This is a genomic window from Alteromonas sp. IB21 (assembly GCF_016405965.1).
GTDB lineage: Bacteria > Pseudomonadota > Gammaproteobacteria > Enterobacterales > Alteromonadaceae > Alteromonas.
In genome coordinates this window covers 158,081-176,454 of the sequence record NZ_JAEFCD010000002.1, presented here as the reverse complement: position 1 = coordinate 176,454, position 18,374 = coordinate 158,081, and the positions used below count along the sequence as shown (strand labels likewise).

General features: G+C 45.1%; 13 protein-coding genes and 1 pseudogene. 6 read left to right on the top strand and 8 right to left on the bottom strand.

Annotation, left to right across the window (positions count from 1 at the left end; translation table 11 throughout):
* Positions 1 to 359: 359 nt before the first annotated feature.
* Positions 360 to 2,009 carry a glucose-6-phosphate isomerase gene (pgi, locus tag JC525_RS02545; RefSeq protein WP_198814193.1) on the bottom strand — a complete coding sequence of 550 codons (1,650 nt, stop codon included), beginning with the start codon at positions 2,007 to 2,009 and terminating at the stop codon, positions 360 to 362.
* Between the two features lie 14 nt (positions 2,010 to 2,023).
* Positions 2,024 to 2,983, bottom strand: a complete 960-nt coding sequence (gene tal, locus JC525_RS02540; RefSeq protein WP_198814191.1) for a transaldolase — start codon at positions 2,981 to 2,983, stop codon at positions 2,024 to 2,026.
* A 384-nt stretch (positions 2,984 to 3,367) separates the two neighbouring features.
* Between tal and yaaA the strand changes: the two genes are divergently transcribed.
* Entirely contained in the window at positions 3,368 to 4,144 is a 777-nt protein-coding gene (yaaA, locus tag JC525_RS02535; protein WP_198814189.1) for a peroxide stress protein YaaA, read from the top strand.
* Positions 4,145 to 4,168: 24 nt separating this feature from the next.
* Positions 4,169 to 4,630: an RNA recognition motif domain-containing protein gene (locus tag JC525_RS02530; protein WP_233094901.1), complete on the top strand. Its 462-nt coding sequence runs from the start codon at positions 4,169 to 4,171 to the stop codon at positions 4,628 to 4,630.
* A gap of 169 nt (positions 4,631 to 4,799) precedes the next feature.
* Here the strand turns inward: JC525_RS02530 and JC525_RS02525 are convergent, their stop codons facing one another.
* From JC525_RS02525 to JC525_RS02510, 4 genes are all read right to left on the bottom strand, one after another.
* Entirely contained in the window at positions 4,800 to 6,098 is a 1,299-nt protein-coding gene (locus JC525_RS02525) for a glycoside hydrolase family 2 TIM barrel-domain containing protein (RefSeq protein ID WP_332874068.1), read from the bottom strand.
* A 156-nt stretch (positions 6,099 to 6,254) separates the two neighbouring features.
* Complete coding sequence (locus JC525_RS02520) at positions 6,255 to 8,933, bottom strand: TonB-dependent receptor (RefSeq protein WP_233094899.1); 2,679 nt, start codon at positions 8,931 to 8,933, stop codon at positions 6,255 to 6,257.
* Between the two features lie 81 nt (positions 8,934 to 9,014).
* Positions 9,015 to 12,377: a family 16 glycosylhydrolase gene (locus JC525_RS02515; RefSeq protein ID WP_198814185.1), complete on the bottom strand. Its 3,363-nt coding sequence runs from the start codon at positions 12,375 to 12,377 to the stop codon at positions 9,015 to 9,017.
* A 410-nt stretch (positions 12,378 to 12,787) separates the two neighbouring features.
* Positions 12,788 to 14,032, bottom strand: a complete 1,245-nt coding sequence (locus JC525_RS02510) for an MFS transporter (protein WP_198814183.1) — start codon at positions 14,030 to 14,032, stop codon at positions 12,788 to 12,790.
* A gap of 566 nt (positions 14,033 to 14,598) precedes the next feature.
* On the opposite strand from JC525_RS02510, the gene JC525_RS02505 reads away from it, so the two are divergent.
* Positions 14,599 to 15,321: an AzlC family ABC transporter permease gene (locus JC525_RS02505; RefSeq protein WP_198814181.1), complete on the top strand. Its 723-nt coding sequence runs from the start codon at positions 14,599 to 14,601 to the stop codon at positions 15,319 to 15,321.
* Positions 15,311 to 15,649 (top strand): AzlD domain-containing protein, encoded by a 339-nt coding sequence (locus JC525_RS02500; protein WP_198814179.1) that lies wholly within the window; start codon positions 15,311 to 15,313, stop codon positions 15,647 to 15,649. Before JC525_RS02505 ends, JC525_RS02500 begins: the two co-directional genes overlap by 11 nt.
* On the opposite strand, the gene msrA is transcribed toward JC525_RS02500, so the two are convergent.
* On the bottom strand, positions 15,646 to 16,257 hold the full coding sequence (gene msrA / locus JC525_RS02495) for a peptide-methionine (S)-S-oxide reductase MsrA (protein ID WP_198814177.1): 612 nt from the start codon (positions 16,255 to 16,257) through the stop codon (positions 15,646 to 15,648). The two genes, JC525_RS02500 and msrA, sit on opposite strands and share 4 nt — an antisense overlap.
* Positions 16,258 to 16,765: 508 nt before the next feature.
* Between msrA and JC525_RS02490 the strand changes: the two genes are divergently transcribed.
* Positions 16,766 to 17,200 (top strand): OsmC family protein, encoded by a 435-nt coding sequence (locus JC525_RS02490; protein ID WP_105929664.1) that lies wholly within the window; start codon positions 16,766 to 16,768, stop codon positions 17,198 to 17,200.
* A gap of 112 nt (positions 17,201 to 17,312) precedes the next feature.
* Here the strand turns inward: JC525_RS02490 and JC525_RS19815 are convergent.
* A pseudogene (locus JC525_RS19815) lies at positions 17,313 to 17,399 on the bottom strand (superoxide dismutase family protein); the annotation flags it as partial.
* A gap of 232 nt (positions 17,400 to 17,631) precedes the next feature.
* On the opposite strand from JC525_RS19815, the gene JC525_RS02485 reads away from it, so the two are divergent.
* Complete coding sequence (locus JC525_RS02485; protein WP_198814174.1) at positions 17,632 to 18,276, top strand: glutathione S-transferase family protein; 645 nt, start codon at positions 17,632 to 17,634, stop codon at positions 18,274 to 18,276.
* Positions 18,277 to 18,374: the final 98 nt, after the last annotated feature.

The window sequence follows — 18,374 nt, the reverse complement described above, 5'->3', positions numbered from 1 at the left end:
TCTCCTTTTTATACCACTACAACTAATACAGAGTTTTTTGTTTTTAAATTCCCTCTGTACGATTTTGTATCACAGCCGCCACTAAAATAAAATAGTTTAGTTTACTTTTTATTAACAAATTGTGACGATATGATGACAACGGTAAGGAATGTCCAGTGTGTTCAACGCGTAAACAAAAGCTGTATGTATATGATACTATTTGTTTTATTAGTGACCAGATGCATAGTGTTACGGATGTCAAAAAGTGTCTAGCGTATAGCAGATGAATACCGCAACTAAAAACGGCCAGCTTTCGAAAAAGCTGGCCGTTCAGTTTGTTATTTGCACCAAGTGGGTGATTTTACATCACCTCTCATTCCTTATTTTGGTGCATTCGCTGCTCTGAATTTGGCGATCAATTGTTGTGTTGAAGCGTCGAAATTATCTTTGTCTGCTTCGCCTTGAATGCCAGCAAGTACTTGGTTTCCTAGTACTTTACCTAACTCTACGCCCCATTGGTCGAATGAGTTAAGGTTCCAGATAACACCCTGAACGAATACCTTATGCTCATACATTGCAACCAACGCGCCAAGTGTTTTAGGCGTGAGTGAATCAAATAAGAAGGTGTTGCTTGGCTTGTTACCCGGCATGGTTTTGTGAGCCGCTAAACGCTTACGTTCTGCGTCGTCTAGGCCCCTGCCATCTAAGTCCGCATAACACTCTTCAAAGGTTTTACCCTGCATCAGTGCCTGAGTTTGACCAAAGCAGTTAGACGCGAGCATAGCGTGGTGCGTGTCATCTTGGTTTGGCACTTTAAGCGGCAGCATGAAATCAGCTGGAATAACGCCTGAACCTTGGTGAATAAGCTGGTGGAAGCTATGCTGACCGTTTGTCCCTTCACTACCCCAAATAATTGGGCCGGTAGGGTAGTCTACGCTTTCACCTTCTTGGGTTACTTCTTTACCGTTACTTTCCATATCTAGCTGCTGTATGTAGGCAGGTAGACCGCGCAGGTAATGGTAATAAGGCAGTAATACGTGAGACTGCGCATCGAAAAAGTTTCTGTACCAAATACCCAAAAGGCCAAGCAATACAGGCATGTTTTCTTCTAAAGGTGCAGTAGTGAAATGGGTATCCATATCAAACGCACCTTCAAGCAAGCCTTTAAAGTTTTCAAAACCAAGGGCAAGCGAGATAGGTAAACCGATAGCTGACCACAGAGAGTAACGACCGCCCACCCAGTCCCACATTGGGAAGATGTTGTCTGCGCTAATACCGAAGTCGGTCGCTGCTTTTACATTTGAAGACACTGCTACAAAATGTTTTGCGATATCTTCCTGGGTACCGCCAGATTTTAAGAACCACTCTTTTGCGGTAATGGTATTTTGAAGTGTTTCCTGAGTAGAGAAAGACTTCGATGACATCACCACCAAGGTCTCTTCAAAATCAACGCTAGATAGCACGTCGTGAATATGACAGCCGTCAACGTTGGCAACGAAGTGTACTTTCACAGCGTCAACCGTATGGGGTTTAAGCGCCTCGGTCATTATTTTAGGCCCGAGGAACGAGCCACCAATACCAATTGCCACTATGTGCTTAATAGGCTTGCCGGTGTACCCTTTATGCTCGCCGCTGTGAATAGACGCGGTAAACGCTTCAATTTTTTCAAGCGTTGCATATACTTCAGGCATTACGTCTTCGCCGTCTACCAACACTTTGCGGTCAGAGAAGTTACGAAGCGCCGTGTGAAGCACAGCGCGACCTTCTGTTGAGTTGATTTGCTCACCAGAAAACATCGCGTCGCGAAGGGTTTCTAACTTACAGGCACGAGCAAGATCAAATAGGCCTTTTAACGCGTCTTCGTTTACGCGGTTTTTCGAGTAGTCTAAAAAAATACCGCAAGCTTCAAGCTGCATCTTATCTGCGCGGCTTGCATCTTGTGCAAACCAGTCGCGCATATGCGCACTTTTCACTGATGCGGCAATGTCAGATAAATTTTTCCATTCAGGAAGAGAAGTTAAAACACTCATTGTTTCAATAGCCCTTATGCGCTTAGTTTTTCGCGAAGCGTAGCTTCAAGTTTTTCCTGATCGGCAGCAAAGTTGCGAATGCCTTCAGATAGCTTTTCAGTTGCCATCGCATCTTCGTTCATTGCCCAGCGGAATTCGCTTTCTGTTAAACGGTCACCCGGTGTTTTCGTTGCGCCATTGTCTTTAAGCTTCACTTCCAAGTCGCCAGGCTCGTTAGCCAGTTCTTCAAGAAGAGCTGGGCTGATGGTTAAGCGATCGCAGCCCGCTAGCGCCTGAATTTCGCCAATGTTACGGAAGCTTGCGCCCATAACTACCGTTTTATAACCATGTTCTTTGTAGTAGTTGTAGATTTTCGTTACAGATACTACACCCGGATCTTCATCTGGTGCGTAAGATTCGGTACCGGTTGCTTTCTTGTACCAGTCTAAAATACGGCCTACGAAAGGCGAAATAAGGTATACGCCCGCTTCGGCACACGCTTGAGCTTGGGCAAAGCTAAATAGCAAAGTAAGGTTGCATTGAATACCTTTTTTCTCTAGTACTTCTGCCGCTTGAATACCTTCCCACGTTGATGCAATTTTAATTAAGATACGTGACTTGTCGATGCCAGCGTCTTCATAAAGCTGAACTAAGCGCTCTGCTTTTTCGATGGTTGCAGCGGTATCAAACGATAGGCGAGCATCAACTTCGGTAGAGATTCGGCCTGGGATAGTTGCAGATATTTCTTTACCAATGGCAACTGCTAACTTGTCTGAAGCATCAGTTAATTGCTGGTCGGCGTCGTTAGACTGAAGTTTTGCCCATGCTACAGCATCATCAATTAGGCTTGCATATTGAGGAAGACCAGCCGCTTTTAAAAGTAGCGACGGGTTGGTAGTGGCATCGACTGGTTGATACTTTTTAATGGCATCAATGTCGCCCGTGTCGGCAACTACGGTAGTGATATCACGTAATGAAGCTAACTGATTGCTCATAATTCTCTCTATTCTTTATTAATAATAAATTTGGACAACTCGCTAGAAAAGCCAATTGAATAAAACGGTTCGCTTGCGCGTATGTAGGGTCTTGCGCCTGCGTTTTCTTTTTGCAAAATGCTTCTTCCATCAAGGAAGGAGGCAAAAATAAATTTAGCGCTTTGGTCATCAAGACACATATCTAGAGGATGCATCTGATTTATAGTTTGAATAATTATTTGTAACGCTATTTATATCAAACCCGTGTGACAATTCATACAGAAGATAATGACAAAATGGCTAATCGGATTAGTCTGTTAAGCCAATTTGCTTCTTTCTTATGCCATTTGGCTTCTCAGCGCGTATGAAGTGGTACAATAAAGGCGTAAAATTTAAGGAGTCGAAATGTTAGTTGTAGTATCCCCAGCGAAAAATCTAGATTTTGAAAGCGACATTCCAGTGAGTCAGTTTACTCAGCCTGCCATGCTTGAAGATACTGAACGGTTAATGAAAGTATGCCGCACGTTATCTCCCGCTGACCTGTCATCGCTAATGAAAATCAGTGACAAATTAGCTACCTTAAACGCTAATCGCTTTGCAGAATTTTCTACACCGTTTACGCCAGATAACGCACGTCAGGCTATGTATGCATTTAATGGTGATGTTTATACTGGGCTTGATGCTTATTCGCTAGACAGTGAAACAGTAGAATACGCCCAGAAGCACCTTCGTATTCTGTCGGGCCTATACGGACTGCTTAGACCACTAGATTTAATGCAGGCCTATCGTCTAGAGATGGGCACTAAGTTAGCAAACTCTGCAGGCAAAGACCTATATGCGTTTTGGGACGATCGCATTACCTATATGCTTAATAAAGCACTGGAAGCACAGGGTGATAATGTGTTAATTAACCTTGCTTCAAATGAATATTTTAAAGCGGTTCAAAAGAAATCTCTTGATGGCATGATCATCACGCCCACCTTTAAAGATTGCAAAAACGGCCAGTATAAGATTATTAGCTTCTTTGCGAAGAAAGCCCGTGGCTTGATGGCACGTTATATTCTTGAAAACCGTGTAGAAGACGTTGAAGGTTTAAAAAACTTCGACGTAGACGGCTATCAGTTTAGCGAAGAACAAAGTTCATCGACGGAACTTGTATTTCTTCGTAACCAAGAGGGATAAGCCCCCCTCTCTGGGTACTTATCTATGCGGACTGGTATTATTCGGCGTTACCTTAAGAGCGGTAAAGAAACGGTGCGTGATCACATGCTACAATATACCTTACCATTATTATCAACTGAGTTGAGTCATACCTTGAGCATACTAGTTCGCAATTTACCTAAATCATTTACCCAAGAAAGTCTTGAAGATCTGTTCTTTGAGTTTGGTTCCATTGTGTCATGTGACATGGTGATGGACGATGCAACAGGCTTATCTAAAGGCTTTGGCTTTGTTGAAATGAGCACGCAAGATGAAACCGACAATGCCATTAAAGCGCTAAACGCAAAGATTATTGACGGGAAAAAAATTCGCGTTAAATGGTCAAATCAAGAGAAAAAGCAGGCCGCCGCGGAAGAGCTTGCTCCTGCAGCACCTAGAGATATACCTGAAAACGTGTGGGGAAGTGCTGCTAGCACCAATGATAAGCATAAAAGCGAGTCAGAATAATTGCTTAAAGTTCGATGGTTAGTGTTACGACGAATCGTTGTTATTTTCTCAAATGTTGCCGGGCAAAAAACGCCTGCAAAACGAGATCGATAAAGTAAGAGAAACTTTATTTAATTGCAGCGCCAGCGCGTAGTTACCCTGTAGAGATAAAAACGCGCTAGCGCTTTTTCTATTTCACGAAAAAGGGAAAGTTCGCATGTGCGGCATTACCTTTTCCATCATAAACAAACGCATACAACCGATAAGCCCCCGGAGATTCTGGCGCTTTCAATGTTATTTTCTGTGCTTCAGAGTTCTTTATCAGCCCTAATACTTCCTCTGGCACTACTTCACGGTCGCCACCCACTTCTGTGGCTGTAGACTCTTTTCTCACTTCCCATCTAAATAGCAACGGATCGCCATCGGGATCCACTGCGTTGAGCGTTGCCTCATAACTGTCGCCGGAAAAGAGAAAAACGTTATCAAACGCTACCTTATCATCTAAACCAATGGGGCTTACCCTAGGTGTACGGTTTTCAGGCCACTTTCCTTTCCATATATAGTGCATTACATCTATAGCTTCGGTGCGCTCTCCTGAGTCCAAAAACATTCCGTACCACGTGCTTGTGCGTTCTTGCTTTTGCCCCCAAAGAAAAACATAGTTGCCAATAAGTTGTTTCTTTTCCGGTTCAATTGCCCTTACAAAGCTTTTCGCATAGTTACTGGCCTTTTCTGAACTGGTAGTTTCAACGGGGGCACCCCATTTAGTTTCATATACTTCCCAGTGACCCACTGCGCCCCATTCAGTGATCATATAAGGCCCTTCATAGCCATACTTTTCAATATATTTAGGAAGATTGACCACGTCAGCATAAAGCTGAAAACTGACGAAATCGAGTGACTGAGCACGACGCATAATTGCGTCCATGGCTTTTTTGTCAAACCCGGCAATGGTGGTTGTGGTTGGGTGATGCGGGTCAATTGACTTGATCAATTCCGCAGCCTCATTAACCGCGTCGTATACTTTGGGGTTAGTGAAATCAAAATTCAGCTCATTTCCAATGAACCAAGTAAGTAGGGCAGGATGGTCTTTGTGAGCCAGTACGCTGGCTTTTACCTTCTCAAGCTGTGCAGCGACAGCTTGTTCATCATTATAGTCAAAGCCATGTCGTTCACGAGCGAAGTCAATGCCTAAAGAGACGGTCATTCCAAGCTCATGGGCTTTATCTAATAAAGCTTGGGCAGGCATTGCTCCACCATCTATCGACCATGTTCGAACTGAATTGGCACCGTATGCAGCCAAAGTGGCAAGGTCGGCACCATCTACGCCAGCACCTTTGACTTGATACGGTTTACCGTCACGTAGCAAGATGTAACTGCCATCAGGAAGCTTACTTACTTCTACGTGCACTGGCTTCGCGGCTATTTCGCCACCTGATAACATAGTGAATAGAAATAGCAGACCTCCAATGATAGGGAAACGTTGCACATTATTCTCCTTTAATCATATTTACGTCGAAAATACAGCAGAATGACGATGTTTAAGAGTAATAAAAAATAACGCGCATACTCCTTTCGGTTTATATGCGCGTTGGTTTTGCTTAGTTAAAAACTTAGCGTTTTTCGCTGCTGTTCAACAGTTACATTAGTAGGTGTACCTTACGCGCACGCCAAACGTTCTTGGACGTGTAAAAAAGCGTGTGTTGTCAAACTGGGTAATAATTGTTGCAGCGGTGCGCACTTCATCAAAAAGATTGTTTGCGAAAGCTTCTACACGAAGTGCACCATCGCCATGGGTATAGCCCATACCCGCATCCACTGTCCAATACGTATCTACAGAATCGTCTAGTCGGCGACGAGGATTATCAGGGTTTTGATAATCAATGCTGTTGAATATGGTCAAGAATTGAGAGTCGCGCCACCCTGTAGAAATAACATAATCGAGGGTGCCGCTACCTATATCAAAAATTTGACTTAATGAAGCATTAAGCTGGAAGCGCGGTGTGCGGGGCAGACGATTACCGTCAATAGACTGGAATACGGCTTCATCTGGCGCTACGTCGGCCTGAAAACGGGAATCTTGTATTTCCTGACTATTCTCAATTTCCGCCTCTAGCCACAGTGCGGTCCAGTTGAAGTTAATGTCGTAAGGTAGCTCAAACTTACCATCGAACTGCATACCATAAATTGCTGAGTCTGCAGCGTTAAAGCTAAATGACACTACCAGTGCTCCTGGCGTTGCATCAAGTGGGTCAACAGGTGCGCCAGAGTTGAACTCAAGGGCTTGTTCAACCGACAGAAGGTTTGTAAACACTTGGTCGCGATAATCATTGTAAAACGCCGAGAAGTTAAAGGTGGTAGGAATATCACCAAGATCGAACTCGTTCTTCGAACCAACCTCGAACAATGTTACGCTTTCTTCTTGATAAGTTGGTGCCAACGTTAACCCAGTTGTAGGGTCGCTAAACGTATCGTTAAATCCACCTGATTTGTGACCTGTAGCAATCAGACCATACAACAATTGGTCGTTGTTTAAGTCATGTTCGAGTCTGATACGCCAGTCCACAAACTCATTGTCTATACGACCATCCTGCACGGTTATTGAGTTGTTTGGCGAGATAGGTACTGCGAATGAGTGAGTACCATCTTCATTACAGATAAGTCCATCCGTCACATCACTGTCTGAGCAGGCAGGGCGGTTTTCTGCGCCGCCTTGGGTAACGCCATTAGCAAAGATATCGTCAAGGGTGTCTCTGTCACCAAACTGAGCAATACCGTCGAAGTAGAATGCTAAGAATTCGTCATCAGAAACATTACCATCTCCATTTTGATCTGGGTCGTAAATAGAGCGCCCAAATCCAGCGAACTGGAAGCCTTCTGTGCCCACTCTGGCGCCCATACAGCAACCAAATGGGTTACCGGTATTAACATCGAAGCCGCCGAGTGCAAAAGCATAGCGTGCATTCACACCTTGTCGTGTCTTAGTATCTTTGGTGTAACGTAAGCCAAGCGTTAGGCGTGTATCCGCACTGAACTCGTAGGTCGCGTCACCATATATTGAAAATGAATCTGTATCGGTGTTTGGCTGGTTAAATTCAGCACCCTGAAAAAAGCCGCCGCGATCACCTGCCGATGCCAAAAATGTTTGCTGACGTTCGTCAAACAAAAAGATGCCAGCAGTGTAGGTGAGTCGACTTGCATCGTCGTCAGACAACAAACGTAGCTCGTGAATGATTGACTCAGAGTCAGTTAAAAACTGGAAACGAGAGAAATCATCAAGTGCTTGGTCTAACGGGGCTAGGGCGTCGAAAACGCCAGGGAAGTCTGGTGACAATGGCGTTGCGGCTTGATAGTCGTATATTAGGTCGCGATAGCTTCCATTATATTCCAGCTTAACATTACCCAAGTCATAGGTTATCTCAAGCTTGAAGCCATCGTGAATAGTGTCTTGGATGGGAGAAAAACCGCGGCCTACCACGTCACGAGGGTCTTCAATGGTGTCAGGGTCTATGCCAAGACCAAGTGGCAAGGCGTAGTTCGTGCCCGTGTAACCAGTGCCCTGTTCTCTCGCAAAGTCGTAAGACATGTAAATGCTTAAGTCGTCATTAGGCTCGTAAAGCGCTTGAAATCTTAAGCCTAGATTATCAGCGGCTTCCGCCAGTTCAAGATCGAGCGGACCAACATCGTTGTAATACGAGTCATGGTCGGTTTTGATACCGGCAACACGAAAGGCCAAGACGTCATTGACGGGAATATTTAAAGCGCCTGTGATAGTCCGGTGATTGTAATTACCGAACTCAACTTCGGCACTGCCATTCCACTGACCAATAGCTGGGCGCCAAGGGATGATGTTGACAGAGCCAGCGGTCGCATTTCTTCCGCGGAGGGTACCTTGAGGACCAACGTTTACTTCAACGCGAGATATATCGAAAAATGCTGAACCGATACCAGAGGGGCGCGGTATATATACGCCGTCTAAATGCGTCGCCGCCGCCGGGTCGCCAAGCTCAGTATTGTTAGAGCTGCCTATACCGCGGATCCATACCTCTACGTTACCTTGATTATTACCGATTTCTAAACCGGGAATGGACTCAGAAATATCGGTGATATCTTGAATACCTTGTGCCTTTAGGTCTTCGCCAGAAAACGCAAACGCTGTTCCTCCTAAATCTTGAATATCTTGAGAGCGACGTTCTACGGTTACCACTATGCGTTCTAAGTCTGCTTCCTTTTCTTCCTCGGTTTTTTCTACTTCTTGTGCAACCGCCGATGCGACACTAAAGACAATGGAAGAGGCCAAGATACAGTGTCCGAATAATTTCATAAGGTTTCCCGCACCGACCGATGTTGTAATTGTTGGCATGTCATTAAAATCTCGATTAAAACATTTCATTTTTGACCCTCCCTATTCAACTATTGAAAAATTAACGTTGTCGTAGAAGACACCGCTGGGGTTATAGTCAGTAGCTGAATTTGAAAAACCAAACTGAAGGATTTGACCGTCTAAACTCTCGTCTAGTGTCGCCTCAACATTGTAGCGAGCCCATTCCGTATTACTTACCGCACTCAAATCCACTCTCACGTCCACACTAGATGCAAAACCGTTGTTAGGATCGAGTACTCTGATGTAGGCATACGCTGTGGTGGGTGGGGCAATCCCCCCTTCAAACGGTGCTTTAGCGTCAAATGAGAACACGTAGCTACCGGCGTCAGACGCGCTGAACACGGTCTCTTGGAAACTAGCGGCTTCAATCACCAAGCCATTAGCATGGTCGCCATTATTGTAATCACTGAATACGTTTAAGTACTGAGTACCTTGCGCTTCACCAGCTTCGCCAGTGGCATAACTTGTGAACCCGCCCGTGTTGTTAGGGGAGGGGAATGGACCGTAACTATAGGCAAAGTTGCCGTCAGCAAATACCGCTGCAAAGCTTAGCCATCCATCACCAATTTCTCCTGCACCAGCGTTACCTGATTCGAAATCTGTTTCGTAGAACACACCCGGTTGTGCTTTATCAAAGTCAACGTTATCGACAATGATGGCTGAAGGCGCAAAGTTGGTTGTCCTAGAGGTGAAACCAAACTCTAGTAATTGGCCAGCCATAGCGTCGGTGATATCAAAGTTGACGCTATAAGTTTGCCAGTCGCTACCTGATATCGCCGACAGATCAATTTCTACCCGTGCGGTGGTTGAAAATCCATTGCTGGGATCTAAGGTCTGTACGTAGGCGGTGGCTGTTGTAGGGTCAGCAATTGCGCCTTCGCTTGGTGCCCTTGCATCGAAGGTAAAGGTGTAAGTACCGGTGTCTTCAGCAACCAAATTAAACTGTTGGAATGTCGCCGCTTCTATAAATAAGCCATTACCATGGTCGGCATTGTTGTAATCGTTGAACAACACCAACTGTTGTGAGCCCTGCGCAGCATCGCCTTGTCCCACGGCAATATTAGCAAAGCTATTAGAGTTGAGTGGGGTACCAAATGGTGCGCCATAATTGTAAACAAAGCTTCCGTCAGCAGTAAAAGCCGTACCAAAACTCATCCAGTTGTTACCCAGTGCAGTGGCTTGAGGGTCAACGCCTTCAAAGTCTGCGTAAAAACTTAGCGGTAGTACTTCTTCTTCCACGATATCGGTAAACGGTTCCCAACGAACGTTATCGATAGTGAACGAAGTGGTGGCGTTAACATCCGTAACTGAAAGCACCAAACCAGCACTGACTGTCGTGGTGTTTAGCCCGGCGTTGATAAGTTGATTGAGAGGAATTTCAATTTCCTGCCACTCGCCATCAGCCGGTCGACCTAAGTCTTGTGGACCGCTTGTGCAAGGGAATACACAGTCTATTTGCATAGTAATGGTGTTTGTTTCACTACCAAAGTCTGACACAAACAAATCAAACACCACTGCGCCATTATTGTATCCTGCTAAATTCTGAGGGTCCGTTGCGATAAACCATACGCCGTTTTCTCCATCGCCATTGAAGGTGATATCGATAACTTGGTCTCGTAATGCATCGTCGCTGGTGACAATTTCCCATTCTATTTTGTTAACACCATCGGGATTGCTTCCATCGGTGTAGGTTTCAAAGCCAGATCCGCTATCGACTGCGCCTATGCCAAAGGTCCAGAAGGGGTCAACCTCATCAATGAATACGTTTTGCGGCACGGTAGTAATTCGAACAATACCGCACGGCTCAGATTGTGGCGTTCCGCACACCAGCCGTATATTGTCGAACCGCATTTTCGCAGCGCCACCTACTGGTTCAAGTACAATGAGGTTTACGACTTCCTCGACATTCATTGGGCCGCCGCCAAACGCACCAATATTGCTCTGGATAACGTCACTTAGTGCTAGAGATACTGATGTCCACTCGTCAGTAGGAAGGTTAGCAAGCGGCACCTGGGTAAATCCAATATTTGGGAAACCGCTGTCAACGCCTACTTGCAGCGCGGTCGCTTGTGTGGCAGCACTGTCGATGTACACGTCAAATTTTAATTCGCCGCCATAAAACTCGTTGTTGTCGGCTCTACCCATTCCAAATAATTCAAAGGTGTTGCCTTCTGGATCATTTATTTGGATATTTCCGCCACCACTTGTAGTGACTTCGATTACCGTACCTCTCGTCGTGTCACTTGACTCTACTTCAGCAACGGTTAGCGCACCGTCATTGTCGAATACACCAATGCCCAAAGGTCTTTCGCTGTTAGTGCCGCTAAATAACACGCCCGGAGCGTTGTCATACAAAGGGAACGTATTTACGACTACATCTTGTGGGGGCGGCGTACCGTCGCCTCCTTGAGTGATAACAAACGGGTCTACCTCATCTATGCTATTTTCGCACCCAAGACCGTCGCCTAAAGGTGGTAGAGGGCATTGATAAACGCGAATGTAGTCGACCAAAAGCTGCCCGGGAAATACGTCTGCGTCATTGGGGTTGGGTACACCTGCAGGATTGCCTCCAACGGCTAGGTTAACAATGAGATGCTGATCTTCATTGAAAGGCGCATCGTTCTCACCAGAGAGAAACCCTTCCATTTGGTTTTTGAAATAATAATTCCAGTAGGTATCTCTGCTGATTGTAAAATAGTGATCACCGTCTATAAACCAACGAATGCGCTGCGAGTCCCATTCAACCGCGTATTGGTGAAAACCATCTGTAGGGTCGATATCGTAGGTTTTAGACTCGCTAACATTTAGAGGAAATCGCTGACCGAAGTGCGCAGTACCTGCGACAAATGGCGTAGCCTGACCGAAGCTTTCCATTACGTCTATCTCACCACGCGCCGCCCACTCTCCAAATGGAGATGGATCGCTGCCAAGGGTCCAAAAAGCGGCCCAAAGTCCAACACCCTCGGGAACTTGAATGCTCGCCTCTATTCGACCGTAAGTAAAATCGAATAAGCCCTGAGTTCGCATACGACCGGAGGTGTAAGCGAAATTAGGGTCAGGAGAGTCACCAACACGTGCTTCGATGATTAATGTTCCGTCTTCCACCGTTATGTTGTCAGCCGTGTAATATTGTAATTCGTTGTTACCCCATCCCGGTGGTAATCCCACTGATGTGCCGTCTCCGACTTGTATTTCCCACTTGCTCGTATCTACAGCAGAGCCGTCGAATTCATCAGCCCAAACAAGTTCAAAATTTGCTGAGGTAGGAGGAGGTGGATTTTCAAGCTGGCCGCCTATCGCTTCGTCATCATTCTGACAGCCACTTAAAAGTATGGAAGCGCTTACAATTGACGCTAAACTTAATACGAGTGTTGGTCTGCTCATGTATCTTTCTCTTATTAACAGGACAGGTAGTGAATACTCATGTACACGTTTAACGCTTTGTAGTTGTTTTATTAAGCGTCGTGTGAGCACCCAACTGTAAGTTATAGACAAAAATTTTTAAATTGAAAGAAAATGTATCGTTAATTTAATGTTAACTATGGTGGGACTTATTAATAATGAGGATGTCGATAATGGTGGGGGTGATAAAGCATCAGGTGTCGCTTCCGTTAGCCAACGTTCTTCGAGGTTTAGTAAAAGAGGGTATTGTTGAACAGACACTTACGTCGTTCTATCGGTTCTGGTTGGGGAAAGAAGGGCGGCGCCAAGGCTTTGAGAGGAATGGCAGCAAGATATGGTATCACCCTAAGAAGATGTGCTGGCAATTGTATCCGCCAGCACAAATCAGCAGCTTAATCGGATACCGTTGCTGTCTGAGCTTTGGTATTGCGCGCCGACATCACGATCGCCAGCCAAACCAGCACACCGCCCACAGCAAGAGCAATACCTACCCAGCCCGTTGAAGAATAGCCATAGCCAGCAGATAAAGCCATACCCGCCAGCCAAGGCCCTAATGCGTTGGCTGTGTTAAACGCCGCATGATTCATCGCACCAGCCAGTGTTTGTGCGTCGCCTGCCACATCCATTAACCTAGTTTGTAGCGGAACGACCATGCCGCCCCCGATACCTATGAAAAATAGTGATATTGCCATTAGGTAAGGGTTGCCCATAGAAGCTGCGTAAGCTGCTGCCGATAAGCCTAGCAGTAGTTGAAACATTATGGCTGAAGTGAGCAGACGGCCTTCAGAATACCGTCCGGCAATAATGTTACCCAGCGTTACGCCAATGCCGTAAATCAATAAGGTTGCAGATATTCCCCATTCTGGGGCTGTTGTGGTACTCAGGTACGAGGCACTGAAGTAGGAGTACACCGAAAACATACCACCAAAGCCAATTGCGCCCATTAGCAGCACTAGCAAAACGTCTTTATTTTTAAGGGCTTTAAGCTCAGTGAGCGGTTTGGCATCTGGGTTGGGCCCTCGATACGGTGCCGTTTTCCACACCATGAGGGCAGTCACTATAGCGAAAGCCGAAATCATGAAGAATCCGGTTCTCCAACCAAACATTTGCCCTATGCCACTAATTGACGGCACACCAATAATATTGGCAATGGCCAAGCCTAGAATGACGTTACTAACCGCTTGCGCACGTTTATTTTTTCCTGCGATATCAGCGGCGAATAGCATGGCAATACCGAAATAGGCGCCGTGGGGCAGGCCGGCAATGAAACGAGCAATATTCATTGTCCATTCTGACCATGCCAGTGCTGTAAGCAGGTTTCCAACTGCATAAAACACCATCATTGAAATAAGCATGGTGCGGCGGGCAAGCCGAGAAAAGAATATGGTTATAAGCGGCGCACCCACAACCACCCCGACGGCGTAGGCGCTGATTGCGTAGCCCGCGACATGTTCGGTAATGCCGAAGTCATCTGCAAAGTAAGGTAATAGACCCATAGCAGCAAATTCGCTACATCCTATAACGAAGGTACCGAAAGCCAACCAGAATGTAATAGTGGCGAGTGAATATTCTCCTTTTCCAGGAGTATGGTTGTGATCCGCAGGATTAGACGCCACCTCGTCAGTTTGGTTTGCCATAAACGACCTTTTGTTCCTTCAGTTTTTGTTTCCCATTAAGCTGGACACTAACGTTTTGCATTTAGCCGACATAACAAAACGCCCACACATGCAAAATCGGACAAGCAGTGAGACTGCCGATTTTTGCAATGTGTAACGGCTCTGCGAATAAAAGCGGTAAACCTCAAATGACGCTTTCCCATTGAAGATAAGCAGCACGTGGCTTGATCTTCCACCTATCCGTCGACTAGGAAAGATCGTAACATCATCAAGTTAGCAACGTAACGGTAGCTGATAAGATTTATTAGTGTATTCAACGACTTGATTGTTACCTTTATGTTAAGGGAAAGGGCTTGGCGTGTTTTTTCAAGAATGGTTAAAAGGTAATTGCAAAATGATGCCTCTGACTTTTAGGCAAAAAACATGTGCTTCTATGAAATATAAATCAAGTAACGATTCACATTTACGGTAACATATTGTCGGGGTCAAATTGTGGCTTGCAGCGCTGATTTAACTCACGTACATGAAATACAAGACGATTGGGCGAAATGCCTGATCGCTATCGTTTATTAAAAAGAGACAAAGCAATGAGCACGACTGCAATGCGAAGTGGACTAATACAGGGTGTTATAGACGGGCTGCCTCTGCTGGGTGGTTACATTCCGGTTGCCATTTCATTTGGTGTTATTGCGGTTCAAGCGGGTTTTTCCACACTAGAGGCCACGCTGATTTCTGTATTTATTTACGCAGGGGCCTCGCAGTTTCTGTTAGTTGCTATGGTGGCGGCAGGTTCGTCGCTCTGGCTCGCGGTATGTATGACATTATTGGTAAACGTTCGCCATGTAGTATATGCCCCAAATTTAGTGCCATATTTGCCGCAAAGTAAGGCATGGCCCTTTTTAATGCATGGTCTAACAGATCAAATATTTGCGCTTGCACACGCTCGCTTACCGATACTAGAAGATTCCAGAAAGGTAGATTGGTTTAAGGGCGTTTCGATGGTTGCATGGCTAAGTTGGATTTTGGGCACTGCGCTGGGTGGCATTGCTGGTGAGTCGCTCACACAGCAGTGGCCAGTGCTTGATAGTGTAATGCCCTTCGCGTTACCAGCGCTTTTTCTCGTGTTATTAGCCCCCAAGTTTTCAAGTAAACTATGGAGTACTACTCTACTTGTAACCATCGCGGCTGCGTTAGTTATTGCACTTGGTAGCTTTAAAAACGCAGCTATTCCATTCGCCGCACTATGCGGTGCACTAACTTTTTACGTACTTACGTCACATGTCGATAGGAAGCAGTTCAATGCCAATTGATACTTGGGTAGCAATTATAGTAGCCGCAGTAGGTACATATGCTTTGCGTGTAGGGCCCTTGTTGTGGACACAGCGTCACTTTAATAAACACAAGGCCAACAACACCCAAGCACGTTTGCCTACTTGGTTGAGTGTACTTGGCCCATTGATGATAGCGGCCATGTTGGGAGCATCGCTTATTCCAAAAGCGCCATCAGCAGAAAGCTGGGCCGCAACTGCTATTGGCGTTTTTATAACTACACTTACATGGCGTAAATACAGAAGTTTAGGGCTGCCCGTTTTTTGCGGTGTTGTATCATTTGGTCTAGCGTTCGTACTGCTGGGTTAAGAATCTTTCTTTCCCAATGCCTTGTCCCCCCAAATTTCTTTTAAACGCTGGTCGCGACCGCAGTTCCATCGATAGAATTTGTAGCGAACAGGACTTTTTTTGTAGAAATCTTGATGACCAATTTCATCGCCCTTTATTGGATAAAAAGTAGAGGCGTCGAAAATAGGTGTAACAATCTCTTTATTCGGAAACTGGGCTATTACTGCCGCTTTCGTTTTTTCTGCAATCGCCCGCTCTTTATCGTTAGCAACAAATATGGCGCTTAAATAGCTTGGGCCTTTGTCACAAAACTGTCCGCGGCTGTCGAAGGGATCTATGTTTACCCAAAAATGATCAAGAATATCTCGGTATGAAAGTTTTGATCCATCATAGGTTATTTTGACCGCTTCATAGTGCCCTTTGTGATTGCCGTTGTAGGTTGGATTTGGCGCACTTCCACCGGTGAAGCCAGAGACTACATCGGTTACCCCCTCTAGCTTTTCAAAATCAGATTCCATACACCAAAAGCAGCCACCCGCTAAAACGGCTTCGTCTGCATAAGATGCTGGTAAAAAAATAGCGGTACTAAGCACAGCGCTTAGAAGTAATGTAGAGAAAGTTGATTTCATTTTTTACCTTCTGTCGTGATAACGAATTCTGCGCTAATAATTAGAAATGTCGAAATGGTGCAAAACTATTGACCTACTTCCTAATCATATACGCCACACCAATAGAGAACGTTTAAGTGCGCGAAATATTTCATCGCAGTATTCGTCTTCTGCTGTTTCTCCACCTTTTTAGATAACTTCTTTCAAAAAAATGTAGCAAGCCAGCACGTAAAATTTTCACTTTAGTCTGTAGTCTGACTATGTTTTTAGTCATTAGCTTACCTTACATATAAACCTGCTCTTTCCTAAGGCCAGGCATAACAAGGGGGAGCGCTAAATTGTGATGTCGGCAAAGCGTTTGCATTATTGAAGTTACATAAAAGCCGATTTGTTTGACCGCAGGTTGGCTTTAACCCGCTTATTGCTAAAAGCTCTGTTTAAAGCAGTTCAGTTAGAGTTTGAATATGTTCGTAGCAGTCAAAACGTTTAGCGAGAAGTTAGTTCAGTCAAAAATGTAAGGATGAATGATATGTCGATAGTAAAATCAGGTAGTGCAGCGTACAAACCACTTGGCAAAAAAGGGAAGGGGAGTATCTCTACAGAAACAGGTGCATTGTCTAATCAGCCCTATGGTTTTAATACACGATTTGAAGACGGAAAAGGGACTAACCCTGAAGAGCTAATTGGTGCTGCTCACGCAAGTTGCTTCACAATGGCGCTTTCATTTGCACTATCAGACGCTGGCTATGACGATGGCGAGTTAAATACGACGGCTAAAATTACTTTAGAGAAGAGCGATGACGGTTTTGAAATTACTCAATCAGCGCTAAGCCTGGATGCCAATGTTGAAGGTATTACCGAAGATGAGTTCGAAAAAATTGCACAGGACGCGAAAGAGAATTGCCCCGTATCTCAACTTCTAAACGCTAATATTACGTTGGAATACAAACTGAACAAAAGCTGAGAAAACAGCAAAAACCTTTTTTCAAACAGATGAGAGAAAAGCGGCATTGGCCGCTTTTCTTGATTTTGGAATTTAATGAGTTCATTTGAGTTCTAAATAAACTTTCCAGGGCTTATTTCCCAATTACACCACAAGCGACGCGCTCACCACCGCCGCCCAGCTTTTTAGGTGAATCGGAATAATAGTCGCCGCCTGCGTGGTTATAGGTTTATAGAAAGGAAAGATGAACGAATTAATGGGGAAAAAAGCCGACATTTGAAGTCAGAAGCACCTTTAATGTGCAAGTCGTATGTAATGCACGCCATAAAATTGAAGTCCCGTGGTTTGGTAAACCTTTAATTACACCCTTAAAACTCAGTTACAATATGTCGCTAGCACTCTTAGCGCATTAGACTTAAAGTGAATACACATTAACTTGATAAGGGCGGGATATGTATACGCTTTACGGCTACCCGAAAACGCGCTCGGTACGAATAGCATGGGCGTTGGAAGAAATTGGTTTACCTTACGACTACAAGGTTATTGATTTAAAGGCAGGCGAGCATCTGTCCGATGAATACAAGGCAATTAGCCCCGCCGCCAAAATCCCAGTACTTACAACACCTGAAGGTACCTTGACTGAATCAGCAGCTATTGTCACTTTTTTGGCTGAAAGACACGGTATGCATGAGTTTATTCCTGCACCCGGTAGTTTTGAAAGAGCCAAATATGAAGAGATGATGCTGTTTCTTACTAACGAGTTAGAACAGCCCATCTGGAACTTAGCGAAGCACACCTTCGCGTTGCCTAAAGAGCAAAGGCTTGAGCAAATGCGAGATGTGGCAGTATGGGAGTTTAAACGAGCTCTTCCCGTATTTTCGTCCATGCTTGGCGACAACGAATTTGTGTGCGGCAGCATGTTTACCATGGCTGACGTTATAGCAGGTCATATTTTGGCATGGGCGAAAGGAAGTAGATTAGACTTAACATTAGATGGAAATTTAGAAAATGTTTCGGTTTACGCGCAGCGCGTATTAAGTCGAGAAGCGCATGAGAGAGCGTGGCGAAAAGAAATGGCTCAGATAGCCGAAAACTAATAGCGCATATGCATGTTCTCAAGATGAGACTTATAAAGCTTCTCTTAAAAGAATCTGACCTTGAGGCTTTTAATAGAAATGCAGCATACGAAGTTTAA